Annotated in this window: 27 protein-coding genes and 1 tRNA gene; 13 read left to right on the top strand and 15 right to left on the bottom strand. The window is 41.8% G+C overall.

What is annotated here, in order from left to right:
- Window positions 1–208: 208 nt before the first annotated feature.
- Window positions 209–1786: an alkyl hydroperoxide reductase subunit F gene (gene ahpF / locus VLA57_RS03905; RefSeq protein ID WP_133104744.1), complete on the top strand. Its 1578-nt coding sequence runs from the start codon at window positions 209–211 to the stop codon at window positions 1784–1786.
- Window positions 1787–1872: 86 nt separating this feature from the next.
- On the opposite strand, the gene VLA57_RS03900 is transcribed toward ahpF, so the two are convergent.
- The 6 genes from VLA57_RS03900 to VLA57_RS03875 form a co-directional block, all read right to left on the bottom strand.
- The gene (locus VLA57_RS03900) at window positions 1873–2613 is read right to left on the bottom strand and encodes a glutathione S-transferase family protein (RefSeq protein WP_333954403.1); all 741 of its coding nucleotides are present in this window, start codon (window positions 2611–2613) and stop codon (window positions 1873–1875) included.
- A 145-nt stretch (window positions 2614–2758) separates the two neighbouring features.
- Window positions 2759–3616, bottom strand: coding sequence for a bile acid:sodium symporter family protein (locus VLA57_RS03895; RefSeq protein WP_011514389.1), 858 nt, complete (start codon window positions 3614–3616; stop codon window positions 2759–2761).
- A 169-nt stretch (window positions 3617–3785) separates the two neighbouring features.
- Complete coding sequence (locus tag VLA57_RS03890) at window positions 3786–4118, bottom strand: TIGR01244 family sulfur transferase (RefSeq protein ID WP_011514388.1); 333 nt, start codon at window positions 4116–4118, stop codon at window positions 3786–3788.
- Window positions 4119–4241: 123 nt separating this feature from the next.
- Window positions 4242–4568 carry a beta-lactamase hydrolase domain-containing protein gene (locus VLA57_RS03885; RefSeq protein ID WP_020444227.1) on the bottom strand — a complete coding sequence of 109 codons (327 nt, stop codon included), beginning with the start codon at window positions 4566–4568 and terminating at the stop codon, window positions 4242–4244.
- Window positions 4569–4746: 178 nt separating this feature from the next.
- Window positions 4747–6459, bottom strand: a complete 1713-nt coding sequence (locus tag VLA57_RS03880; protein ID WP_133104742.1) for a SulP family inorganic anion transporter — start codon at window positions 6457–6459, stop codon at window positions 4747–4749.
- 70 nt (window positions 6460–6529) lie between these two features.
- On the bottom strand, window positions 6530–6820 hold the full coding sequence (locus VLA57_RS03875) for an ArsR/SmtB family transcription factor (RefSeq protein WP_041772646.1): 291 nt from the start codon (window positions 6818–6820) through the stop codon (window positions 6530–6532).
- A gap of 344 nt (window positions 6821–7164) precedes the next feature.
- Here VLA57_RS03875 and VLA57_RS03870 point away from each other — a divergent pair, with 344 nt between their 5' ends.
- Together VLA57_RS03870 and trxA are read left to right on the top strand one after the other, a co-directional pair.
- The gene (locus VLA57_RS03870; protein ID WP_133104741.1) at window positions 7165–8037 is read left to right on the top strand and encodes an MBL fold metallo-hydrolase; all 873 of its coding nucleotides are present in this window, start codon (window positions 7165–7167) and stop codon (window positions 8035–8037) included.
- A 64-nt stretch (window positions 8038–8101) separates the two neighbouring features.
- Window positions 8102–8536 (top strand): thioredoxin, encoded by a 435-nt coding sequence (trxA, locus tag VLA57_RS03865; protein WP_011514383.1) that lies wholly within the window; start codon window positions 8102–8104, stop codon window positions 8534–8536.
- 118 nt (window positions 8537–8654) lie between these two features.
- Here the strand turns inward: trxA and VLA57_RS03860 are convergent, their stop codons facing one another.
- The 4 genes from VLA57_RS03860 to VLA57_RS03845 form a co-directional block, all read right to left on the bottom strand.
- Window positions 8655–9056, bottom strand: coding sequence for a hypothetical protein (locus VLA57_RS03860; protein WP_011514382.1), 402 nt, complete (start codon window positions 9054–9056; stop codon window positions 8655–8657).
- A 121-nt stretch (window positions 9057–9177) separates the two neighbouring features.
- Window positions 9178–9537 carry a SirB2 family protein gene (locus VLA57_RS03855; RefSeq protein WP_133104740.1) on the bottom strand — a complete coding sequence of 120 codons (360 nt, stop codon included), beginning with the start codon at window positions 9535–9537 and terminating at the stop codon, window positions 9178–9180.
- A 74-nt stretch (window positions 9538–9611) separates the two neighbouring features.
- On the bottom strand, window positions 9612–9956 hold the full coding sequence (locus tag VLA57_RS03850; protein ID WP_133104739.1) for a BolA family protein: 345 nt from the start codon (window positions 9954–9956) through the stop codon (window positions 9612–9614).
- A 208-nt stretch (window positions 9957–10164) separates the two neighbouring features.
- Entirely contained in the window at window positions 10165–10977 is an 813-nt protein-coding gene (locus tag VLA57_RS03845) for a M48 family metallopeptidase (RefSeq protein ID WP_011514379.1), read from the bottom strand.
- A 492-nt stretch (window positions 10978–11469) separates the two neighbouring features.
- Here VLA57_RS03845 and VLA57_RS03840 point away from each other — a divergent pair.
- Window positions 11470–11544: transfer RNA gene (locus tag VLA57_RS03840), tRNA-Gly, on the top strand.
- A 360-nt stretch (window positions 11545–11904) separates the two neighbouring features.
- Window positions 11905–12696 carry an SDR family oxidoreductase gene (locus VLA57_RS03835; RefSeq protein WP_333954401.1) on the top strand — a complete coding sequence of 264 codons (792 nt, stop codon included), beginning with the start codon at window positions 11905–11907 and terminating at the stop codon, window positions 12694–12696.
- Window positions 12697–12952: 256 nt separating this feature from the next.
- Here the strand turns inward: VLA57_RS03835 and VLA57_RS03830 are convergent, their stop codons facing one another.
- The 3 genes from VLA57_RS03830 to nadR all read right to left on the bottom strand — a co-directional run bounded on the left by VLA57_RS03830 (window position 12953) and on the right by nadR (window position 15477).
- A complete protein-coding gene (locus tag VLA57_RS03830) occupies window positions 12953–13408 on the bottom strand; it encodes an Mpo1 family 2-hydroxy fatty acid dioxygenase (RefSeq protein WP_011514377.1) in 456 nt (151 codons plus the stop codon).
- A 199-nt stretch (window positions 13409–13607) separates the two neighbouring features.
- Complete coding sequence (pnuC, locus tag VLA57_RS03825) at window positions 13608–14369, bottom strand: nicotinamide riboside transporter PnuC (protein WP_181209682.1); 762 nt, start codon at window positions 14367–14369, stop codon at window positions 13608–13610.
- 61 nt (window positions 14370–14430) lie between these two features.
- Window positions 14431–15477, bottom strand: a complete 1047-nt coding sequence (gene nadR / locus VLA57_RS03820) for a multifunctional transcriptional regulator/nicotinamide-nucleotide adenylyltransferase/ribosylnicotinamide kinase NadR (RefSeq protein ID WP_133104736.1) — start codon at window positions 15475–15477, stop codon at window positions 14431–14433.
- Between the two features lie 549 nt (window positions 15478–16026).
- Between nadR and VLA57_RS03815 the strand changes: the two genes are divergently transcribed.
- From VLA57_RS03815 to VLA57_RS03800, 4 genes are all read left to right on the top strand, one after another.
- Window positions 16027–16239, top strand: coding sequence for a PspC domain-containing protein (locus tag VLA57_RS03815; protein ID WP_133104735.1), 213 nt, complete (start codon window positions 16027–16029; stop codon window positions 16237–16239).
- A gap of 453 nt (window positions 16240–16692) precedes the next feature.
- The gene (gene glyQ / locus VLA57_RS03810) at window positions 16693–17673 is read left to right on the top strand and encodes a glycine--tRNA ligase subunit alpha (protein WP_333954473.1); all 981 of its coding nucleotides are present in this window, start codon (window positions 16693–16695) and stop codon (window positions 17671–17673) included.
- A 9-nt stretch (window positions 17674–17682) separates the two neighbouring features.
- The gene (gene glyS, locus VLA57_RS03805) at window positions 17683–19776 is read left to right on the top strand and encodes a glycine--tRNA ligase subunit beta (RefSeq protein ID WP_333954400.1); all 2094 of its coding nucleotides are present in this window, start codon (window positions 17683–17685) and stop codon (window positions 19774–19776) included.
- A 146-nt stretch (window positions 19777–19922) separates the two neighbouring features.
- The gene (locus VLA57_RS03800; protein WP_413786622.1) at window positions 19923–20249 is read left to right on the top strand and encodes a hypothetical protein; all 327 of its coding nucleotides are present in this window, start codon (window positions 19923–19925) and stop codon (window positions 20247–20249) included.
- A gap of 94 nt (window positions 20250–20343) precedes the next feature.
- Here VLA57_RS03800 and VLA57_RS03795 read toward each other — a convergent pair whose 3' ends face one another.
- Window positions 20344–20802: a cell division protein ZapA gene (locus VLA57_RS03795; RefSeq protein WP_201531126.1), complete on the bottom strand. Its 459-nt coding sequence runs from the start codon at window positions 20800–20802 to the stop codon at window positions 20344–20346.
- A 107-nt stretch (window positions 20803–20909) separates the two neighbouring features.
- On the bottom strand, window positions 20910–21353 hold the full coding sequence (locus VLA57_RS03790) for a hypothetical protein (protein ID WP_333954398.1): 444 nt from the start codon (window positions 21351–21353) through the stop codon (window positions 20910–20912).
- 214 nt (window positions 21354–21567) lie between these two features.
- On the opposite strand from VLA57_RS03790, the gene VLA57_RS03785 reads away from it, so the two are divergent.
- From VLA57_RS03785 to VLA57_RS03770, 4 genes are all read left to right on the top strand, one after another.
- Window positions 21568–22233, top strand: coding sequence for a UPF0149 family protein (locus VLA57_RS03785; protein ID WP_333954397.1), 666 nt, complete (start codon window positions 21568–21570; stop codon window positions 22231–22233).
- A 96-nt stretch (window positions 22234–22329) separates the two neighbouring features.
- Entirely contained in the window at window positions 22330–22827 is a 498-nt protein-coding gene (locus VLA57_RS03780) for a nucleoside deaminase (RefSeq protein ID WP_263241550.1), read from the top strand.
- Window positions 22828–22861: 34 nt separating this feature from the next.
- Complete coding sequence (gene argE / locus VLA57_RS03775) at window positions 22862–24112, top strand: acetylornithine deacetylase (RefSeq protein ID WP_333954395.1); 1251 nt, start codon at window positions 22862–22864, stop codon at window positions 24110–24112.
- A gap of 102 nt (window positions 24113–24214) precedes the next feature.
- Window positions 24215–24964 carry a LysE family translocator gene (locus tag VLA57_RS03770; protein WP_333954394.1) on the top strand — a complete coding sequence of 250 codons (750 nt, stop codon included), beginning with the start codon at window positions 24215–24217 and terminating at the stop codon, window positions 24962–24964.
- Window positions 24965–25022: the final 58 nt, after the last annotated feature.

Genomic DNA, 25022 nt, shown 5'->3' with positions numbered 1-25022 from the left:
ATTAAATAAAAATATTGATTTATGATAGGTTTTATAAAACATAAGGTTTGAGTTTATCCGCTTGCTCAAAACTCTCAAACCTTTGATAATAGACGTATCAAAGGTTATATGCCGCATATAAATAGCAGTATTGGCATATGACTCTTACTCATTTAAACGCGCAGCACTGATGCTGACGTTACATATTCGATAATAACAAGGAACAATTATGATAGACCAAAGCTTATTAGATGCCGTAAAGAGCTATAGTGTAAATATGACCCGCCCAATCAGCTTTGTCTTAGGTAGTGGCGAGCATAGCAAGCGTGCTGAGTTGATTGATTTTTTGAGCAAAATCGCTGGTACGACAGATAAGATTAATTTTGACGCACAAGCTAACGATGACAGTTTGCCAAGCCCAATCAGTTTTAAAGTAATCAGTCACATCGATGGTGCTTTGACGGATACAGGTATTGTCTTTAGTGGTATTCCAGGCGGTCATGAATTTACTTCGCTGATATTGGCAATTTTACAGGCTGGTGGTCATACCTTAAAACTTGACGAAGGCATTCAAAAGCTGATTAAACGCTTTAATAAGCCACTACAGTTTCAAACTTACGTGTCGCTTTCTTGCCACAGCTGCCCAGAAGTTGTGCAAGCGCTAAACCAATTCGCGCTGCTAAACGATGACATCAGTAATGAGATGATCGATGGTGCACTATTCCAAGAGCAAGTAGAAGCGAATAATATCCAAGGCGTACCAGCAGTATTCTTAAACGGCAAGCCATTTGCTAATGGTCTGATTGACACGGCTAAATTGATTGAGAAGTTACAAGAACAATTTCCTGATTTGTTAGCAGAAGCTGAAGATGATGCTGAACAGTTAGAGCAACAAGATGTGACGATTATTGGTGCGGGTCCTGCAGGGGTTGCTGCTGCGATTTATACCGCGCGTAAAGGCTTAAAAGTCACCATGGTGGCTGACCGTATCGGTGGGCAAGTAAAAGATACGCAAGATATTGAAAATTTAATCTCAGTACCTTTAACCACAGGTGGCGAGCTCTCGGTGAATTTCGAAAAGCATTTGCACGAATATAATATTACGCTTAAAGAGCATGTCAGCGTCAAAGAGATTAGTGAGACAGCTGATGAAAACTATCGCATTCATCTAAATACCGGTGAGACCTTTGAGACGCGTAGTATTATCTTGGCGACTGGTGCTCAGTGGCGTAAGCTTGGGGTCGCTGGCGAAGAAGAAAACATCGGTAAAGGCGTGGCTTTCTGTGCGCACTGTGATGGTCCATTCTTCAAAGGTAAAGATATTGCCGTCGTCGGTGGTGGTAACTCTGGTATCGAAGCGGCATTAGACCTTGCTGGTATCGTGAAGCATGTGACCGTGCTTGAGTTTGCTGATGATTTGAAAGCGGATCAGGTATTGATTAATAAAGCCAAAGAAAAGGCGAATATCGATATCATTACCAGTGCAGCGACCCAAGAAATTAAAGCGACTGATGGTAAAGTATCGTCTATCGTCTATCAAGATCGCAATAGCAGCGAGAATAAAGAGCTTGATGTTGCAGGGGTGTTTGTACAGATTGGCTTGATACCAAATACTGGGTTCGTTAAAGGCTTCGTCGATTTAAACCGCTTTGGCGAGATTGAAATTGATGAGCGCTGCCGTACAGATCGCAAAGGTATCTTTGCTTGTGGTGATGTTACGACTGTACCCTTTAAGCAGATTAATATTGCGATGGGTGAAGGTAGTAAAGCGGCATTATCAGCTTTCGAATACTTGGTTATGCAGTAAGCCAGTCTTTAATATCTTCTAAAATAAAAAGCTCCGATATCTTAATAAGTGTCGGAGCTTTATTACTTATAGACGTTAAGCAAATGCTATTTAGCCAATACCCCTTCTACAGATAGTATCTTACCTGCTTCATCTTCTTCAATGATGCGAGTTTCTTTAAGTGCTGACTTTTGCCATGCTTGGACATAGGGATTGTTTAGAAGAGTCTGGCAATATTGTTCAGTAAGCGGTGTTAATATTATTTCTGAAGCCTTGGCATAGGTCTGCAGCCGTAAAACAACAGGAGCAAAAAACGCATCAGCGGCAGTAAAATCACCAAATAAATAGCTATCTGGTGATCTGTTTGTTAAACACTCTGCAAAGATATGCTCAATGCGGGCAATATCAGCTAAGCATGCTGCACTCGGACGTATTTTAGCAATCGCTCGAATGTTCATCGGCATCTCACTACGGATACCCATTAGCCCTGAATGCATCTCAGCAATGATACTTTGACAATAAGCACTATTTATTCTGTTGCTATTATTGCTCTCAGTATGAGACTTACTCAACCCTGTCCAAATATCTAAGTCTGTCAGATAATCATTGGCATGAATAGCAATCGCTAAAGTATCCCATATCGTAACTTTTTCATCACCTTGACCATAGATCAAAACCGGCACTTTTCCTGTTGGCGCATGTTCATTGAGAATGGGTGTCGCTGATGGATGAAACAGCTCAATAAGTTGCTCATCGAAGTCAATATTGAAAGCTTTGAGTAGTAGCCAAGCTCGCAGTGACCATGATGAATAGTTCTTATTACCGATAATGAGTAGCGGTTTTTTCATAATCATACTCTATAGTTTTTTGAAAAGTAGCACTTATATGCTACTTGAATTAAACGATCTCGTTATTTAGGTATTTCATTGTGCAAATGCCCATCCGATATAGACGGGCATAGCTTTATAGTCCCATTAAGGCTTACTTGTTCAATCAGTTTTTATTCCTGATTAGAAAAATAATCGGCAGTGCAATCACATACATTAGTACGCCATACAAGGCAGCAGGTAAGGCAATAACTGGCAATGTACTCACGCCCATAATAATAGGGGCTAAGGTAATCGCGGTCGTACTGTTTTGAATACTGGTTTCTATAGCGATGGTTTTGGTATCAAACCAGCTTAGCTGTAACGCCTTTGCCGTCAAAATACTGATGATAAATAAGGTGACAATAATCAGCACAAGCTCAAGTCCAATAGAAGCCAATTGCTCCTGTAGTAATTGCCAGTTGGTAGCAATAGCAGCAAGGACGATTAAGACAAAAAAGACACTGGCTAAGCCATTTAAGATGCCGCTTCTACGTACCATAAAATCAGTGAATTTATAACGGGCGAGCATACCTATCGTCACTGGCAAGGTGGTCAATAAAAACATGACAACGCCGATTTTGACCGCACTGATAGAGCCTGCTTGGTCTTTCATAAAGTGATTGAAAGCCAAGGTGATTAAGATAGGCAGGGTCACCACTGATAATAGACTGACTACGCCCGTGAGCGCGACCGACAGTGCTACGTTACCCTTGGCGTAGTAGGTGAGCATATTACTGGTCACGCCGCCGGGGCAAAAGCTAATCAGCATAATACCAAAGGCGATGGCAGGTGGTGGCGACATCAGTAAGACGACTGCTAAAGCCACGAGTGGTACAAATACAACTTGGTTAATCAACCCTATAAAGAATGCTTTGGGGTGACTTGCGATAACCTTAAAGTCACTGGGCTTAAGCCCAGTTCCTAAGGTAAACATAATATAAGCAAGGGCTAGTGGCAGCAGAGCTAATGCGGTATTACTCATGGAACATTCCTTGTAAAGTTAACGGTTATACTTGCATTATATTTATAACGCCCACTCCTTGTGGCGATATATTGCTTTACAGCATCTAAAATATAGTCTTAAATATTATAAAAGCCCATATATTTATATGGGCTTCTTGGTTTATTGCTTTAAATTATTGATTATGATATCAGTCGTCTAGCAAATCCATACGCTTAGCCGCTTCATAGATGCCAGTTGAGCGATTGCCCGTACGGCAGAATATCAACATTGGTTGCTCAGCTTGATTAAAAAAGTCAGCAAACTCTTCAACATGGTTTTGATTTAGCTCACTACCAGCAAAGGACACTTCTTTATAAGCAAGTCCTGCTTTTTCGGCGGCAGCAGCAATCTCAGCACTAGTTGGCTGGTTCGGCTCTTCACCATCTGGACGATTATTAATAATGGTTTTAAAACCATTTTCTGCAATCATCGGTACTTGGTCAGGGGTGATTTGTCCGGTGATACTTACTTGATGGCTCATAAGAGCTCCTTTTATTTTTTATATTAAAATTAAATGGATAGTACAAGAATACAAAGCCTAAGCGCAATGGATAGTTTTCTAAAGATAAAGTATGTAAGCTTTATTACTTTTTTATATCAACGCTTATAGCAGCCCTTGCATCAATGCGCTTTGGTACAACAGTTTTGCACGTGCGCCTGTACCACAAAACATCAATATGGGTTTTGGCATCGTACGATAAAAAGCAGCAAACTGCTCCACAGTCGCCATACTCAAGCGCTCATCATCAAAGGGTAAATGCTGATAATTCAAATTGGCTTTCGCCGTTGCACTACTAAAATCACAGCTATTAGGCTGCGAATCAACCTCAGCGTCAGGACGAATATTGAGCACAGAGCGGTAGCCAAGCTCTGCAATTTTGATACATTGGCTTGGGTAAATTTGCTTATAGATAGTTAAGTCATCGGTCATAAGTAATATCAATAAAGGTTATAAAAAAAGTAGAGGATATAATGAGTTCAAAAAAAGCGCTACAGACTAGTAGTTTTTTTAGTAGTCCTAATAATTTAGCATAACACAGCTTTTATCATATCTATATGTTATAGATATCCATTAATTATTCTTAGCCTAATAAACAGTACAAATGACATTAATGAGTGTCTTTTAAACCATTAACTGCATCCATAGTGCTTAAATAAACGTGTCCTGATAAATCAGTAATCACCGGTGTGTGCTCAATGATATCCATGACAGGTCCTTTAATAAAGCTAAAGCTCAAATGCTTATTTTGATTTAATAACTCTTGGTTTAAGCTAATAAGCATCTCTTGTCCGGTCAAATCGATATGATTAACGGCCGACATAATAAGAATAATCTCGCTTGCCTCTGGATATTGACGCGTGGCTTGTACCACGTGACGATGCACTGATTCGCTATTACCAAAAAACAAGCTCTCATCAATACGCAGCATCAATAGATTGTGAAAGGTCACTACATCATGACGATTAATATTACGAAAATGACCTGTCCCTGCGAGCTGCCCAACGATAGCGACATGCGGTTTGCTTGACTGCCAAATCAAGCTAGCAAACGACACCATAAGTCCAATCACGAGCCCTGTATTTAACCCAAATATCAATACGCCGACAAACGCGGCGATAAAACTTGCTGCATCTAAGCGGTCGCGGTGCCATGCCGACTTTAGCGTCGCTATGTCAATAAGACCTATGATAGCTGCCATGATGGTTGCGCCCAAAATTGCATAGGGCAGCGGGGCAAGCAGATACCCGAATGCTATCAAGGCAGCTATCATAACTAACACTGTGACCAAGCTCGCTAAAGGCGTTTTGGCACCTGAATCGACATTGATAGCCGTACGCGAAAATCCGCCAGCGATAGGAAAGCTCTGAAAAAAGCTACCGGCAACATTAGCCAGTCCAAGCCCTGTCAGCTCGCGATTGGCATCAAATAGCTCACCGCGCAAACGTGCATAAGTGCTGGCAACTGAGCTGCTCGATACAAACGCAATCAACGCCATCAGTCCTGCAGTCGGTAATAAATTGAGCGCTTCATGAAAGTCTGGCAGATATGGCGCTGTAAAGCTTGGCAGTCCTTTCGGTACATTACCAATCGTTGCCACACCGCTTGTCGTCCAATGTAAAACGATACTGAGAGCGATTGCAGCGGTCAGCAGTATAAGAGGAAACAGGCGCTCTGCCCATTTCGCATAAGAGGCGGATAACCAAGACTGCCAAACCCATTTTTTACCATAGCGATTAAGAAGCATGAGTGCAAAGGCGCTGATACCAATTACTAGCGTCAACGGATGCAGCTGATTGGCATACATCTGCATGCTCGATAAATAACCGATTAAGCCATCGCCTGAAATGGGTATGCCGGTTAGATATTTAAGCTGGCTTATAAAGATAAGCACAGCGGCACCACTGATAAATCCAGCAGAGACGCCGCGGCTGATAAACTGCATAATCCAGCCCAACTTCAGCTGTCCTGCCAGCCACAAAATCGCACCCATCATGAGTGCTAGTAGGGCTGCCATCAATATATACTGCTCAGCGCCCTTATCCGCATAAGGATGTAGCGCGCTTGCAGTCATAATGGCGGTCACAGCAGCAGGTCCGACGGCTTGTACATTACTAGAGCCGAGCCACGCATATACCGCCACAGGCACGATAGCCGCGTATAAGCCATAGACCGGAGGCAAGCCTGCCAAGACCGCATAGCCCAAGCTTTGCGGAATAACGAGCACGCCAACGACTATCCCTGCAATGATATCGGTTGGCAAGGCAGACATCTGGTATTGACGTAACCAAACAGGTATCAGTCGAGTGGCAATAGAGGGCATGGCAGTACGTCCTCACAATAAAAAATGTTCATGAACATCAGAATTTAATCAATGAGATTTAGCCAATCATCTATGCCTCAGCAGGGGCACAAAAACGCTGATACAACAGCTCTAGTACGGCTAATGCATCATCACTAGCGATACTATAGTAAATCTGCTTGCCTTCACGGCGTGTCGTCACTAGCTCATCTTTACGCAAAATACCAAGCTGCTGCGATAAGCTTGGCTGACCAACGCCAACTAAGCTTTCAAGCTCGCTGACGCAGTACTCTCCTTGAGTTAGCTGACAGAGGAGGAGCAAGCGATCAGGGTGCGAGAGTGACTTAAGCAGTTGGCTGGCTTGCATCGATGCTTGCTGCATTTTTTCAGCAAGGTCCTTTGGCGCAAAGCCGTCATTGCTGTCACCATTGGTATCAAATGTGCTCAGTACTGAAGTAGAAGTGATCAGAGCGAGCTCCTTAAATAAGAGATAAAAATATAAATGAAAAAATTGTATATAACTGTATAGGGTCAATTATCAATCATATCGCCATTTATAGCAAGTTATCATTATTTACATTATATAAATTGATATATTATAAAATAATTGCTATATTGATGCTCATAGCCAATTAATAGACTTATTTTAAATACGATAGATATCGTCCTATTATACGTAACAATTCATCGAAAATTAAAACATTCATATAAAAATGGAGAGTAGCCATGCAAGTTCATTCATTCTTACATAGCGATACAGAAACCTATACCCATGTGCTCGCCGACATTGAGCAGCAAGTGTGTGCGATTATTGATCCCGTATTGGATTTTGATGCCAAGTCAGGACGTACGAGTACAACGAGCGTCGATGAAGTAGTTGAATTTGTCAAAGAGCATGGTTGGGAGCTGATCTATATTATCGAAACTCACGCCCATGCTGATCATGTATCGGCAGCTATTCATGTCAAAGAGACACTTGGCGGGCAATTAGTGATCGGTCAGCACATCACGGAAGTACAAAAAATATTTAAGCAGATTTTTAACTTTGATAGTAGTTTTCGTACCGATGCCGGTCAGTTTGATGTTTTGACCGATGATGGCGACACTTTAGCACTAGGCGGCATTACTATTACTGCTATGTATGTCCCCGGTCATACGCGTGCTGACATGGCTTATCTTGCCACTGACGACGAAAAAACCGTGGTGTTTGTCGGTGATACTTTATTTGCCCCTGATGTGGGTACGGCGCGCTGTGACTTCCCAGGTGGGGATGCGAAAACTCTATACCAGTCGATTACAAAACTGCTCAAACTGCCCGAAGATACGATGATGTATCTTTGCCATGACTATCCCAGTAAGGGTCGTAAACATTGTCCAACTACGACGGTCGCTGCGCAAAAATTAGGCAATATTCATGTAAAAGATGGTATCAACGAAGCTGAGTTCGTAGAGATGCGTGAGCGCCGTGATGCCAATCTTGAGATGCCAAGGCTTATTATTCCAGCAGTACAAGTCAATATCGATGCCGGTCATTTTCCAAAACCTGAGAATAATGGTACACGTTATCTAAAAGTACCTATCAATGTCCTTGGAGAATAAACATCGTATTAGTACAGTGTTATCTAATTCATGCATTTTTATGATAATTTAGCGGAGTCTTATTATGAGTGAAAAAAATGCTCATGTAGTATGCCCACATTGCCAAGCAACGAATCGTGTACCAGATTCCAAACTCAGTGCTGCACCAAACTGCGGTAAATGTGCGAAGCCTTTACTGACTGCAACGCCGCATGAGTTGAATGCCCAAACGGTGAGTAAAGTCATTCAAAAAAATGAAGTGCTGACCATCGTGGACTTCTGGGCCAGTTGGTGTCAACCTTGTCTGATGATGGCGCCGGAGTTCAAGATAGCTGCCAGCCAGTTGCCACAAATCGTGTTTGCTAAAATACAAACCGATAAATATGAGCAAGCAGCGGCGCCTTATAATATTCGCAGTTTACCAACGATGGTAGCGTTTAAAAATGGTAAAGAGATAGCACGGCAGTCGGGAGCGTTACCAAGCCATCAAATCGTGCAATGGGTACAAAGCTTAAAGTAGTTGTTATTGCAATAAATGCTGTCTCATAAGTCTGACTTTATTGAATTCAACAAAAAGCCAATACGTGTATCGCGTATTGGCTTTTTTATTATGCTGGATGAATTAGAGCAGTTTTAGCCTACTCACCATAAATCTTGATGCCATTAGCAAAGCTACAGCGTTGAATACGTGCTGACTGGATAATCGCATCACGTTCGCCGTATAGACGCGATAACTTGGCATCACGCGCTTTATTGTTGTTGCTTTGACCAACCCCAAAGCTGATATTAGGGGAGATGCCCCAGCGCCCTGCAGATATCCCAACACCCACACCTGTCGATGCTAAGGTTGATTGCTCGTTACGGGCAGCATTCACATAACTATTAACACGGATATATTCTTGATTTAATGCTTGGCAATCATAGCTCTGATAGGTGCTTGGTGGGATATATTGCGGCGTAATATTACCCGTAGAAGCACAGCCTGAGAGACCAAAAATGCCAGCGGTTGCTAGTAATGCTGTTACAGTAAGAGTTTTCATAGCGGCTCCAGTAAGCTAATATTGCGTTTTTATTTATTTAAGATAGCAAAAATAATTTCATTAAGATATTGAAAATGCATAGAATATTTCGTCATCTTCATTGCAGGAGTATTTGTGCTCATCAGAATAAGTTACCCGGTTTGGTAAAGGCAAGTATCACAATACCCACATATGCTGCCCCAGCAATGAGAATACCGGTTTTTCTTTGGCTCGGTGTTGCAGTATTATTAAAGGCTTTTATACTGGCGCTGATAGCAGCCACAAGCAAGATGATTTTGGCAAATACCCATTGTACAGGTGCATTGGCGCTCATCAATTGCATCAGCATACCAACGCCCGAAAGAATCATAACAGCGTAGAGGATGTGCGACGATATCTTGACCACGCGTGGTGCTGGCTTATTTGCGCTTAATACCAGATAGCTTTGATATAAAAACAGCACAATCAACAGGACGGCCATGAGCATATGTAAATGTTTCATTAAATATGGTTCCCTTTAAAATTATATTTTTCATCGATAGCATTTTATTATTTATTGCAAAAAATAAATATCATTTAGCCTTTATTTTGTCCAGCACATAACGGGCTATCAGGGTTTTGACCTTGCCACTCTGTCGGTATATAGGCATGAATCGCTAAGGCATGGATTTGACCACCTTTTGAGGTTAACAATGCATCTGCCAAATGATAAACCATTTGGTGACGGGTAACCAAGCGCTTGCCTGTAAACGCTTCGCTGACCATAATAAGTTTAAAATGACTTTCTTTACCGTCAAAGTAACCGGCATGATTCATTGATTCGTTAACGAGTTGCATATGCAGCGGTTGTAATTCTTGCAACTGCTGACTAAGTGCGTCGGCAGTAGGGGTGCTACTGGTGGTAGAGGTAATGGTAGTCATAACAATCCTTTATTCTATTAAGCTTCATTGTCGTTAGACAATATATCGTCACCATTATAGCAGACGCCGATATCGAGTCTGCATGGTATTGATGGAATGCATTCTATGAGTAACAGGTATAAAAAAGCAGAGCGCCACATGATGATATGGGCTCTGCTTGTCATTATTTATGAGTGTCTACTTCAAAAATTCTGCCTAAAAAGCACTATTAACGACGTGCTCTTTGATAGAGCGGCATTACTTTTGGCATCAGTGACTGCAACTCAGCGATACGATTACTACTGGTTGGGTGAGTGCTTAAGAATTGTGGTGGCTCGCCTTGGCTGGCGCGCTGCATTTTTTGCCACAAGGTAATAGCGGCTTGTGGGTTGTAGCCTGCGCGTGCCATTAGCTCAAGACCGATTTGATCCGCCTCAGCTTCTTGGGTGCGACTATGCGGACGGCTCAAACCTAGGTCACCAGCGACGTTTGCAAGCTGAGCTTGACCTTGTGATAGACCAAAAATACTGGCTGCGACACCGATACCGGTCTGAGTTGCATATTGACGCGATAGGCGCTCACGTGAATGCTCACGTAAGGCATGAGACATCTCATGACCCATAATAGCAGCGATTTCATCATCACTTAAGTTCAGACGATCGATAATGCCTGTGTAGAACATGATTTTACCGCCCGGCAGCACAAAAGCATTCAAGTCGTTAGATTTAATCGTATGCACTTCCCATGGCCATTTTGCCGCATCAGGGCGATAGACGCCAACTTGATTGACCAAACGATTAGAAATGTTTTTTAAGCGATTCAGCTGAGCGGTGTTGGTATCAAGCAAACGTTTTGATCGTGCTTCTTGTATCGTTTTATTATAACTCTGAGCGGATAGTTGCAATACTTGCTCACTTGATACGAGTAGCAACTGCTGACGATCAACGCCAACGGCACCTGTACTGGTCGTGCTAGTACAACCTGTTAATGCCAATGCTGACAATGAAGCCGCCATGACTGTCGTGGTAAGTAGTTTTTTCATAGTAAACGTCCTCGCTATAAATAAGAAAATTAAAGTAAATAACAGCAATGTTGATGCAGTAGAGGTAAGGGAAGCTTATTATTGACGTTCTACTACCTTCTCTCAATCTACTAAAACAGTAAAATTCTACCTGAACCGTCCTTGTGCATAAGTATAATTATGTTAACTGTCGAAAACCAATAGAGGAAAAGTAACAATACAAGGTAGGATTGTAAGTGGCCTTCATGTATAACTCGCGGATAAATCTGCTTGAATAATCAGAAAATATGTTAAAGAGAACATTTGAGCAATTATTTATAAAAATAATTGAATATCAATGGTTAGAAAAATAAACCATAAAATCAATTGTATATGAGAATTATTGTCCTAATAAATACCTAAAATTTGTGATATCTATAAGAAAGTTAAAAAAACCTGTTGACACGCTCAGAATATTTGCTAAAATAGCCAGCCTATCGAGACGTAGTAGTAAATGACTTACGAATTGATTCAGCGGGAATAGCTCAGTGGTAGAGCATAACCTTGCCAAGGTTGGGGTCGAGAGTTCGAATCTCTTTTCCCGCTCCAAATATGGCTTGCAAAAGCACTAAAGCCTCACTTCTTATAAGAAGTGAGGCTTTTTTTTATGTCTAAAATTTGAGTTAGCAATCAGTTAGCAGCATCTGTAGCTAATGACAATGCCTAGAGTGGCATGAGACTCAGTCAAATATAAATCATTACAAAAACTGCGTGAACTTAGCACACTAGAACAAACTATCCCACGCATAATTATTTTTAGTCAGCGCTTCGATTACAATTGCGTTGAAATAGTCGTACTGGCCACTGCTTATTCTTAAGATTAATGCAGGTATTAGCCGCACGCTTTCAATAGCTATGCATTTAATAGTGCTGTAAACGAGCTGAGTACATCTATATTGAGGAATCATTATGCAAGAATTTCAACATAAAGCCTTTAACGAACTATTCGATTTGTCAGGTAAAGTTGCCATTGTGACGGGTGGCGCAAATGGTATTGGTAAAGCCACGGCGCTACGTTTGGCAGAAGCAGGTGCTAACATTGCCATTGCTGATTTAAAACTTGAAGATGCACAAGCAGCACTAAAAGATATTGAGGCGCTTGGGGTAAAAGCACTTGCCGTAGAATGTAATATTCTAAAAGATGATGATTTGGTCACTATGGTCGATACAGTAGTCGCTGAGTTTGGGACTGTTAATGTCTTAATCAACAATGTGGGCGGCGGTGGTGGCGGTCGTGAAAACCCAACCACAGCATCGATCGATGACATTCGCCGTGATTTTGAGTTAAACGTTTTTAGTGGCTGGCGCTTAAGTCAACTGTGCGCGCCGCATATGAAAAAATCAGGATATGGCTCGATTGTATTTACTACCTCGATGTCAAGTGTTAATAAAAGCCCGAATATGAGCGGCTATGCAGGTTCAAAAGCGGCTGTCAATCATATGGTAGCAAACTTGGCACATGATTTCGGTCCTGAAGTACGCGTCAATGCGGTCGGTCCAGGGGCGACGCGTACTGATGCTTTGAAGACGGTACTAACGCCAGAGATTGAGAAGAAAATGCTAGCAAATACGCCTATTAAGCGTTTGGGTGAGGCTGATGATATCGCTGGTGCTATGTTGTATTTTGCTGCGCCAATATCGACTTGGGTCAGTGGTCAAACCACATTTGTGAATGGCGGTGGTGTACAGACTTTGGATTAATAGACAGTAGTTTTTATGATATAGGTGATCCACTTTTAAAAGAGTACAGAACTACTGGGTTTAATTATTCGCAGCCTCTGTCTGCGTAGGCACAGCAAGCAAGAAAAATTAACCCCAGTAGTGCTTTATAAAATTTGTATTTCTTTTATTTAGGACTGACTATAGGAACGGCACTTAATAAGAGATTGGGTGCCGTTTCTTTATTGTATAGTCGTTTCCATTTAAAAATAATATCGACTCTCATTATCTGATTTAGCTATGATTCACTAGCTCGCTTACGTCCCATTAAACTATTTGCAACCCATGCCGGACCAATCAACAAGAATTGTAAATCTTCAAAAAAAGAAGGTTTTTTACCTTCAAGCTTATGACCGATAAACTGCCCAATCCATGCCACCACAAAGACAGCCGCCCAAACTTTAAAACCCCAAGGGAATAGAGTCATTACTGAAAGACAAATAAGAATAAAAATACCCATTGCCATAAATAGTGGCGTTGATAAGCGCATATAAAATAACAATACCAAGGCACTCATTATTAAGGTAAACCAAACGGATAGCGACATCCCCATCCCAAGTAGACTGACAAAAATAGCCGGAACACACAGCCAATGGATTTTTTTATTGATAAGATTTTGATGACTGACTGAATACTCACTGAGCCATTGCTCAAGCGTGCGCTTGGACATTCGTTTTTTCTGAGTGACAGACATACCAACCTCCTTGTTAGTAAATGAATGACTGATTAATAGATAAATAAAGTTACTTACGACTACCAGTTGTAGCACTAATCTGAGTAATTCGCCATTTTATCTGTTAGACCGTAGAGTCAAATACTCTCATCTAAAATCCTTTCATCTACTCAAACTGAAGTGCCACATTATTTTTCATATAGAATCGGCCTATTAGTCTTTATTTTCTGATGTGTGTCGGTGTCTCGACCGATTCTTGCTCGCTGCGGTACCATTCATAGAGCCCGACAAACGAGTTTACTTGATAGACCATGGTCTGAATGGCAAATATGTAATTGCCTGACATCAAGTTTACGGTCAACCAAACGAAGTTGGATAAAATCCATAACCACCAGTTAAACGAATAGCGCAGAATCATCGCTGCCTGAGCGGTAATAGACAGTACGAAGGCAATGACGTTAATCCAAAAGAAAGAGATAAGGCCTAAAAATTTACTATTATCATCTTCAACGACCGCATAACCATAGCTTGCTAGTAAATTATTTACCGTTGGGAATAAGGCAAGTCCAATCACCATGAAGCTAATGGTCAGTAGCCAAATCCATTTGCTCGCAGATTTGGGCACCATATCACCATCAGCATCAGTATGCTTTGACCAATAAAAAATACCATAGACGTGGGTAAAGAAGTTGAACAAAGGCGCAAGCATCAGACCAACAGCGCCAGAGGTCGCTTGTACGACCACTTCACCGGCTGTCGCGCCCATACCAAAGCCATTGCCTAAAATGTTTTTACGAAAGGATAATGAAACCACGCATACCAGTCCGATAAAAGACACGCCTAAGTAGAACCAATCGAGCGTGGTATGTTCGGTGGTCAGCCAAAACCCTATAGATAAGGCAAGCACACCGCAAATGAACCAAATGACAATCCATTGTATGGCCCATTTCCCAGTGATATTGTCTAGTAGCTGAATACGCATGGCGTTATATTCCTAAAATAAATAATAGTGTCAGTGATGCTTTTTTAATTTGGGTTATCTTTTACGGCTTTTGACCATAAATATACTGGTCGATAAATAACAATGCTTGCTGATAGCGCGCCTCATAATCTGGTTGATCAATCATGTGCGGCTTAATATCATGACGGGCGAAAATATCCAATAGACGCGCCTCAAAACGACCACGTGCCTCAGGTGTACCCAAAGAGCGCATACCATCATCAATCCAAGGCACATTGTTATCGAGCATAATTGTATGGTCTAAGCGAAACTCATCGATACAAGCAGCCACAAAAGGATGGGTGCGGCCCTCGTACTCTTCACAAAACGCTTGGGTCGTGACAAAATCGGTATCAATTATCGTCACTGGCACCGTGGCTATACTTGTTGCATCACGAATCGCTTGCGCATGGTGCAAGGCAATCGGTCCATAATCGCTATATTGTAGTCCAATTTCGGTGCCGCCCAAATCTGTACCGACATAAACCCGTCCCATCTCAAGCGCAAAGCTAGCACCATAATAATTGGCCAGCTTATGCACCAAGGTCGTCTTACCTGAGCTTTCGCCGCCGACAATAGCAACCGTCTTAGTATAGTTACTGCGTGCTTGCGGATGTAGCGCTGACCAATATGCGACCGGATTTCGTGCAATGGCATAAGAGTCAAAGTCAGGCTGTAATGGTGTTGTGACCACCTGCATGATTAGCTGCTTACAAATATCAGACTGTGCTAAAGGGTGGTTCTCTGCGACAAATACTACGGTTTCAGCAGGCAAGTTTAACGCATCTATCAAATGTTGCAGCTTAGCGTTACTGGCAGTGATATCAATCGTCACATCTGCAAAGCTTTCATGTACTGGTAGCTCAATCTCATCAGTGGTATGAATATGAATAAAAGGTAAATCAGCACAAGCCATTTGTAACCAACGCGCTTTATCTTGCAACGTGATTTTAAAATCTGGATGCGGCGACGGGTGGGTCATAATGACAAGATGTAAGTTTTTTGCTTGTCCTGCTGCATCCAATATACTGCGCATTTGCCCCAAATGTAGCGGCTCAAAATGTCCAATCATCAATCCTGACTCGTACATAGCTGTCCTTATTCACACTTACTGAGTGCAATTTATTTTTAGTTGTCTAGAGTTTTTATAAGCATGGTATAAAGGTTCGTGAATACTTACCCGTAGATTATTGTAAATAGTCCCTATTTTATGATGTATTCATCAATAAAATAATGATTTATCTGCTTATTATGTTTTCGTTTTACTAGATTATGATTCTAATAAATAAGTGATTATTTTTAAGATAGAATAATAATGTCTAAGCATTTGGTTTCATTAAAGAATATAGCACATGTAACAAAAGGTGTAATATGCGAGAAACAAAGTCGCCTTTGAAACAATTTGAAATAACTATTTAAAATCAGAGGTTTACGGGTGTTAATGAGAGGTTAGAGTAAGCTTAAGTAGCATAAATTCACAAAGCACGTCTACACAGCCAACAGATATAAGAGAAATAATTGCTATACTTATTCATAAGTTTAAAGACAAACGTAAAACGTCTTTACTGTATTCAAAATAAAATCATAAAGCAGTTTATAAGAGTAATATTAAAATAAATAATAAAAAGAGGTATTTGATTTGGCTAAGCTAGCAAAATTACATCGTTCACAGAATAATCGCATGATAGCGGGCGTGATGGGTGGCATTGCAGAATATGTTGGTTGGTCACCAACCTGGGTGAGATTACTGTTTTTTATTGTCTCAACTTTGAGTGCCGCAGTACCTGGTATTTTGATCTATATCATATTATGGATCATCATGCCGAAGGCAAATGGTCAGTCTTATCAGTAAAGTATTGATTTATAAGAGCAGTGATAAAGTAAAATAGTTCAATAAGAAATTGCAATACCCCAAAAAACAAAAAGCCTGAACAATCAGGATGCCCAAGACATACCTTTCCTCCTGCCCAAATGCTCACGCATTTGGGTATTTTTTTATCCATACCATTGATTGCTTTTAAAATTAGAATTCACTCATAAATCTACTTATTGATGATCCATACACTGAATATTTCGGCATAGGGTGTAAATTTAGTTCAGGTAAATATAGATAAAATAGTCAATTTTTAGTAAGGTGAGCAGTCAAATAGACTCGTTGCTATATAGGCGATACGAGCGCTATCAATATTTTATTTCATAATACTAATTCCACAGTGGCTTTATTACGATGCCCCAAACTATGACAATCCAAACTATGACATCACAAGCGACAACCTCGATGACACAAGAAAAAGACTCTCAACCGATGACATTTCAAGATTTAATCATGACCTTGCAGAATTATTGGGCGGATAAGGGCTGCGTGATCTTACAGCCTTATGATATGGAAGTCGGCGCAGGTACATTTCATACCGCAACATTTTTGCGCTCATTAGGTCCTGAGCGCTGGAACGCGGCCTATGTGCAGCCATCACGTCGTCCAACCGATGGTCGCTACGGTGATAACCCAAATCGTTTACAACATTATTATCAGTTTCAAGTGGTGCTTAAGCCCAATCCGCCTAATATCCAAGAGCTGTATTTAGGTTCACTTGAGGCAATTGGTATTGATCCATTGGTGCATGATGTGCGTTTTGTGGAAGACAACTGGGAATCGCCAACGCTAGGTGCATGGGGACTTGGTTGGGAGATTTGGCTAAACGGTATGGAAGTCACACAGTTTACGTACTTCCAGCAAGTGGGCGGTATTGAATGTTTCCCTGTGACTGGCGAGATTACCTATGGTCTTGAGCGCTTGGCAATGTATGTGCAAGGCGTCGATAGCGTATATGATTTGGTTTGGGCAGATGGTGAGTTTGGTCGTGTCACTTATGGTGATGTTTTCCATCAAAACGAAGTTGAGCAGTCTACCTATAACTTTGAACATGCCGATGTGCCAATGATGGGTCAGATGTTCGACTTTTATGAGCAGCAAGCAGATAAGCTTGTGGCTGAAGGTTTGCCACTACCAGCCTATGAGATGGTACTAAAAGCCTCACATGCCTTTAACTTGCTCGATGCTCGTGGGGCGATTTCAGTGACCGAACGTCAGCGCTTTATCCTACGAGTACGTACGCTAGCACGGAAAGTGGCCTTTGGTTATGTTGAAGCACGCGCTAATCTGGGCTTCCCGTTGGCGGATGAGGCGCATCGTCAAGCGGCGCTCGATAAGTATTTGCCAAAAGAAGACACTGACATGGCAACTGAAGAATTAAACACAAACCAATCAACTAACAATAATAAATAGGAGCATCCCATGAGTACTATTCTATTTGAACTGGGGTGTGAAGAGCTGCCTCCAAAAAGTCTAAAACCTTTACGTGACGCATTACAAGAAAGTGTTACCGAGCAATTAGCAGACGCTAATATCAGCTTCGATAGTATCAAAGCCTTTGCGGCACCGCGTCGTTTAGCAATACAGATTCAAGGCATTAGCGATAAACAGCCGGATCGTACTGAGGAAAAACGTGGACCTGCGATCAAAGCTGCCTTTGATGCTGATGGTAATCCTACCCGTGCGGCGATGGGCTTTGCAAAAGGCTTGGGTATTGAAGCCAGCGAGTTGACCACTATTAATACCGATAAAGGTGATTACGTCGGTTATGTGCAAACGATTCAAGGTCAAGCGACCACTGAGCTGCTACCTGCTATTTTTCAAACCGCACTTGATAATTTGCCGATTGCTAAACGTATGCGTTCAGGCGCGAGCCGCAATGAGTTCGTGCGTCCCGTACAGTGGGCAGTCTTGATGCAAGATCATGCTGTCATTAATGCGACCATTCAAGGTCATCAGACAGGGACGCAAACTCGTGGTCATCGCTTCCATAGCCCTGATTACCATAACATTGCGCACGCCAATGATTATGAGCAACTGCTTGATGGTTTAAAAGTGGTGGTAGATTTTGATAAGCGTCAAATGCTGATTAAAAACCAAGTCAAGGCATTGGCAGATGAGGTTAGTTCTGACGCTATCGTGCCGCAGAGTTTATTAGATGAAGTCACTGCATTGGTTGATTTCCCTATTGCCCTGCGTGCAAGCTTTGAAGCGCGCTTTTTGCAAGTGCCACAAGAAGCGCTTATTTCTACTATGCAAGCGGATCAAAAGTATTTTTGCTTAACCGATAAAGCAGGCAAATTGCAGCCATACTTTATTTTTATTACCAATATTGAGTCAAAAGACCCGAACCAAATCATTGAAGGTAATGAGAAAGTCGTGCGTCCACGTTTGGCTGATGCAGAGTTTTTCTTCTTACAAGACCAAAAGCAGCCATTATTTGCGCTGACAGAAAGCCTAAAAACTCGCGTCTTCCAAGACAAGCTGGGTACGATTTGGGAAAAATCTGAGCGCATTGCTAAGCTTGCCGCCTTTATTGCCGCCTTAATGCAACAGCAAGGTCAGCAGATTGATATCGATCAAACAGTGCGTGCAGGTATTTTGTCCAAAGCAGACTTGGCAAGCTCATTGGTCGGTGAATATCCTGAATTACAAGGTATCGCTGGTACTTATTATGCACGTTTGAATGATGAGCCAGAAGCAGTCGCGGCAAGTTTAGAAGAGCAATATTTGCCTAAGTTCAGCGGTGACGTATTACCACAGACGCCAATTGGTATTTGCTTAGCATTAGCAGATCGTTTGGACACGCTCGTCGGTATTTTTGCCATTGACCAAGCACCGACAGGATCAAAAGATCCGTTCAGCCTACGTCGTTCTGCTATTGGTATTCTGCGTATTTTGATTGAGAAGCAGCTGCCAATTAATCTAGTTGCTCTCGTTGAGCAAGCCATTAAGGGCTATAGTACCGCGGAAGGTAGCAAGATTGCCAAGATGGGCGATACATTTACCCAAGTGATGGCATTTTTGAACTCGCGCTATCGGGCAATGTATACCGAGCAAGGCGTTAGCGTCGATACGATTCAGGCAGTACAGGCGATTAATCCACATATGCCGCTTGATTTTGATCAACGTATTCGTGCCGTTCAAACGTTTAGCGACTTACCTCAAGCGTCGATGCTTGCTGATTCAAACAAGCGCGTTGCCAATATATTAGCCAAGTCAGAAGTGAGCGTTGCTGACACTGTTGATGAAGCGCTATTGTCTGAACCTGCTGAGCAAAATTTATATGCGAGTATGAAGCAAGCACAGACAGTGGTACAACCATTACTTGAGCAGGCTGACTATACGCAAGTATTGCAAACGCTTGCTAGCTTAGATGAGCCATTGACGCAATTCTTCGATAGTGTGATGGTCAACAGTGAAGATACGGCGCTTAAAGCCAACCGCTTAGCGTTGCTTAAGCAAGTACGCGCATTGTTTTTAACTGTGGCTGATATCAGTGAGCTACAGTTATAGTTTGGTCCCTGATAGCTTAGTCACTATGACGGCCAAATAATGTATTCTATAAAATAAAAACTGGCTCACTGTAGCCAGTTTTTTATATGATTATTCTGAAGCGTTGCGTTTATAATGTATTCAGCCATATTTGAAGGAGCGCTGCCGTGTTAGCTGTTATTATTATCATCATCATTATCTGGGTTTCGATGTGGGGATTTTATAAGTTCATGTACCCGCGTGCACCCAAAAGCATGATGCCCAAAAAAGGCGATGTTATTACACCGCGTCAGTGTGACTTTTGTGGCAATAGCTTGGCTGAATATCGTGGCGTGCTTGAAAGCAATATTAACGCTAAAACGATTGATATCAGCGTTGATGCTGATGCCAACATGGCGTCAGAGATTACGGATGAACCAACATCTGGTGAGCTTTTCTTTTGCAATTATGAGCACCAAGCAGATTTTCATGCAGGTAAGGTTCATCAGCCATAAGTCTAAAAACAGCATTATCTAATGACCATAAAAAACGCTTAGTTTCATAAACTAAGCGTTTGATATATTTATAAGTATCAAGAAATGCATTGGCTTATAAAATAGAGTGAGCATCTTGAATAACTTTGTTTAGCAAAGCCATAGACTGCTTATCCTGTTGCCCGCGATCTTCTTCACCTCTTTCATGAGTTTGGATTTTTTCATATAAATTTAGGCAGCATAATACCAGTAAGCTTTCTTGACTAAGACTTGGTGCGTCTCTTTTTAAACTTAAAGCAAAATCGTTGATATAAGATACCGCTGAACGCAATTCTTCTTGTTCATGTACTGGGCAGTAGATAGGATAAGTAATGCCAGCAATCGCAATATCGACTTTCTTGATTTGCGGCTCAGGTGCGCTATTTACTTTAGCAGTGGGGCTGCTTTGCGTATTTGCATTAGTTGATACAGTTTTCTGTGCCTGACTATTTTTTACTTGGTTGGTTTCTACTTGAGCATTCTTTACTGGGCTGTTTTTCTGTTTTTCAGTGATTTTGTTATGGTTGTCGGTCATGATAAATCCTACAATGTCTGGTCAATAGAGGGGAAGAGGGATGCTGTCATCGTGAGCGTTTGTGAGCTTCATTAACGAAAATAGTGATAGCTTTTGACTATAAGACACTACTGGCTTTCTGTTTGATCAATACGGGTTAAGCGTTGTAATACCACTTGTGTACGCTCCGCTGCCAATTCATTCTTCTTTTTTAAGTCACTGTTTTGCTGCTTGATATCGCTATACTGTTGCTTTAATTCATTATTATGCTGTTTTAGGTCATGGTTTTGTTGTGCTAGTAGATCAATCTGCTTATGAAGTTTATCTTGCTCTTCACCGATCATATGGTGCGCTTCAGCCAAGCTTTGGTAACGTTTATCAAGGTCATTAAATTGTTTTTTGGCACCATCGCGTTCTGTATAGCTGCTATCTAACTTAGTTTTTAGGGCGCTAAGCTCTTTCGGGTCGGTTAATGGTTGTTGCTTGAGACTGCTAAGTTCAGCACTGACAAGCTGATACTGTTTTTTGATGTCGAGTATCATTTTTTCTAATATTCTAAGTTGGTCATACATAGTCAGTTTTTATCCTTAACAAATAAGCGTAAATGAATGTTGTTGTCTGCGTTTAATAATGCCATAGGTGACCGCATAATATCTATACCAACAAAGTAATTACCAGCATTGGGCTTGATCTCTTTATTTTTTATGAATCACTGCCTCATCGATAACATTGTACTGATTTTATTTTATAAGCAATCATTAACTATTAATTATTAGGACATCTATTATGAATGACAATATCTCTGGCTGGAATACGTGGCTAAAGGCTTTTGACGACTGGACTGATGTGTCTATCAGTGAGGTACATGGTCTAATGACGGGGCTAATGACTGCTTGCGACGCGCCTGATGAACAAGTATGGGCCAATGTATTTGAAGAACTGAGTTTTGCGCCATTACCTGACGAAGCGTTGACCTTGCTGACTGAAGAAGCCGAAGATACCGTATTCCAGCTAAAAGACAAGGATGATGCTTATTCTTATACGCCGCTTGTGCCAGATGATGAACATGACCTATACGAGCGCGTAATGGCATTGAAACAGTGGGCAAATGGTTTTATGACCGGCTTTGGTATCACTGATTGTCGTCTGAGCAGTGAAGAAAACGAGATGCTTACCGATTTGGCAAAAATTGGTGGTATTCGTTTAGAAGACGATGAAGATTTTGAAGGCGGCGAAGAGTCTTATTTGTACATTTATGAATTTGCCCGTATGGTACCAGTGAGCTTTGCTACTCGTCAGCGTAAGCCTGTGAAAGACATTGCGTTGATTGCGGGACTGGCTATCGATGCCAAAACCACTAAAGAGTTACAATCAGAAGGTAAGGCTTCTAATACTAAGCCAAAACCTATGCCACCTGTTATTGATGTGATGAATCAGAATCATCCATCGTAAGTCAGATCCGTCATAAAGGGTTTGGTAAGATATGGGGTACTATAAAGCCTAATAAAGGACTGTAACTTGCTATAAGGTAATAAAAAGGAGATTGAGATGATAACTGACAATGATGATAAAGCCGATGATATGATTCATTTGCGCCGCTCTATTGAGCTTGCTACCGAAGCCTTAGAGGCAGGTGATGAGCCATTTGGGAGTGTGTTGGTCGCTGGTGATGGTCAAGTGTTGCACGAAGACCGTAATCGCGCCAATAGCGTCGATGCTACTTATCACCCTGAGATTGCTGTTGCCCAATGGGCAGCAAAGCATATGACGGCTGAAGCGCGTGCGCAAGCAGTGGTTTATACTTCCGGTGAGCATTGTGCTATGTGCTCCGCTGCTCATGCGTGGTCAGGGCTTGGTCGCATTGTTTATGTTAGCTCCTCAAAACAGTTGGATGAATGGATGCAGGAGATGGGTGTAAAATCTTCATCACCAATCAATTCATTAAGTATTCAAGAGGTAGCACCAAATGTGCCAGTTGAAGGTCCGATTGCTGGATTAGATGCAGAAGTAAAAATGCTGCAACAACGTGCATTTCAAAGACGCTAAGCTCTTTTTATCTTTATCGTATTAAGGATTTTTTATGACTGTATCAACTCGTACTGATGGCTTATCTCACGCTGTAATGGATACTGATTATCCATCGAATAGCATTGACTGGCTTACAAGGCTGATTGCTTTTGATACGGTCAGTCGCCATTCAAATTTGGCATTGATTGAATACGTACAAAGCTATTGTGAGCAGTTAGGCTTAAGCGTAGATTTGACCTTTAATGATGCCAAAAATAAAGCCAATTTATTTGTCACCGTAGCAGCAGGTGGCAATGCTAATAACAGTGCTGATATCATCAATCATGGTTTGGTGCTATCAGGGCATACTGATGTTGTACCAGTTGATGGTCAAGCATGGACATCAGAGCCATTTACTGCGACGATTCGTGGTGACAAGCTATATGGACGCGGTGCTTGCGATATGAAAGGCTTTATTGCGTGTGCGCTAACTTTATTACCAAAAGCGGTGGAGTTATCGAATAGTGGTCAGCTGAGTCGTCCTCTTCATTTGGCATTGTCATTTGATGAAGAGGTTGGCTGTCTAGGTGCGCCATTAATTTTGGCAGACTTAAAAGCTCGCGGTATCACTCCTGATTATTGTATCGTCGGTGAGCCCACCAATATGGCGATGGTCGTGGCGCATAAAGGTATTGCTGTTTATCGCTGCCGCGTCCACGGCAAATCAGCGCACTCGTCATTGACAGCAACAGGTGTAAACGCCATCAGTTATGCCAGTCGTTTGATTGGCTATGTTGATAGCTTGGCAGAAGAAATAAGCCATCGCGATGATAATGATGCACTGTTCGATGTCCCTTATTCGACATTGTCTGTGGGCACCATACAAGGTGGTACAGCGACCAATATTGTGCCCAATCTGTGTGAGTTCACCTTTGATTATCGCAACCTGCCACACATGACACAGGACGACATTCTGCTACCGATTCAAGCAAAAGTCGCAGAACTAAGCGCACAAATGCAAGCGCGCGCTGCCGATACCGGCATTGAGCTGATGCAAGAAGAAAGCGTACCGGCAATGACAGATAATGATAGTGCCGAGCTACAAGCATTGATAGCGGCACTGACAGGTGACACTCAACGCCATAAAGTTGCTTACGCTACCGAAGGCGGACAGTTTACTAATAACGGTATCCCAACGATTATCTGTGGTCCTGGCAGTATTGAACAGGCGCATAAAGCCGATGAATATGTTAAGTTAAATGAGATTGAGCGCTGTGACAGCTTCTTACAGCGTCTATTAGAAAGTTGTACTATGGATAAATAAACCGCAAGGTTTAGGTCGTGGTTGGTATAATAAACACCGTCTTTATGGCGGTGTTTATTTTTTCGTTTAGTCAGTTTAAAATAAAAAAGTAGGGGTTGGTTGATGTCTTGGCATCTGTTTGCGGTATTTTTTGCAAGTACGTTTTTTATCTCAGCGACACCGGGTCCGAATATGCTACTGGCATTTCAATATGGGATTAATTACGGAGTCAAGCGGACATTATGGACGCTAGCAGGTCTCAGCCTTGGGCTGTTTATCCTGTTGCTCTCGACGCTACTAGGCTTGGATGTCATTAGCCGTCAGTCGCCATGGTTATTGACGATAATTAAGACAGTCGGTGCCCTTTACCTTGTTTATTTGGGTGTTGCATCGTGGCGTGATAGTGGCAGCAATAGTAGCTTAATGAATGACGCCAATGCTATGAGTGAAGAAATTAGCGCAGAGTTAGCAACAAGCTCAAATCGCCCTGATAGCATTCATAAATCTGAGACACTCAAGCCGCGCTCGCTCTCTAGTGCTGCGGTCAAGATGGCACCTAGTAATGCTATGCTATTTCGCACAGGGATGTGGGTATCACTTTCTAACCCAAAGGCAATTTTATTTTTTGCAGCCTTCTTTCCTAAATTCATTAATTTTGGTGCGCCACTATGGCCGCAATATATTGTGCTTACCTTAGGACTGTTTCTCAGTGAGACGATTTGGCAGATAATATATACATTAGGCGGTAAAAAGCTGGCAGGGTGGTTAGATGTTGGTAAGCGTTTAGCTTGGCTCAATCGTGGTTGCGGCATTATATTTATATTAATTGCAGTCGCTTTATTGGCTGATGTGTTCAATAGTTTTATGATTTAAAAGTCGCTATTAGTTATAGTCAGTCCTAAATAAAATAAGTACAAATATTATAACGCGC

The sequence above is a fragment of the Psychrobacter sp. S4(2024) genome, from assembly GCF_036861305.1.
GTDB lineage: Bacteria > Pseudomonadota > Gammaproteobacteria > Pseudomonadales > Moraxellaceae > Psychrobacter > Psychrobacter cryohalolentis.
Note: the sequence above shows the minus strand (reverse complement) of the source record. Positions and strands in the feature narration are given on the sequence as shown.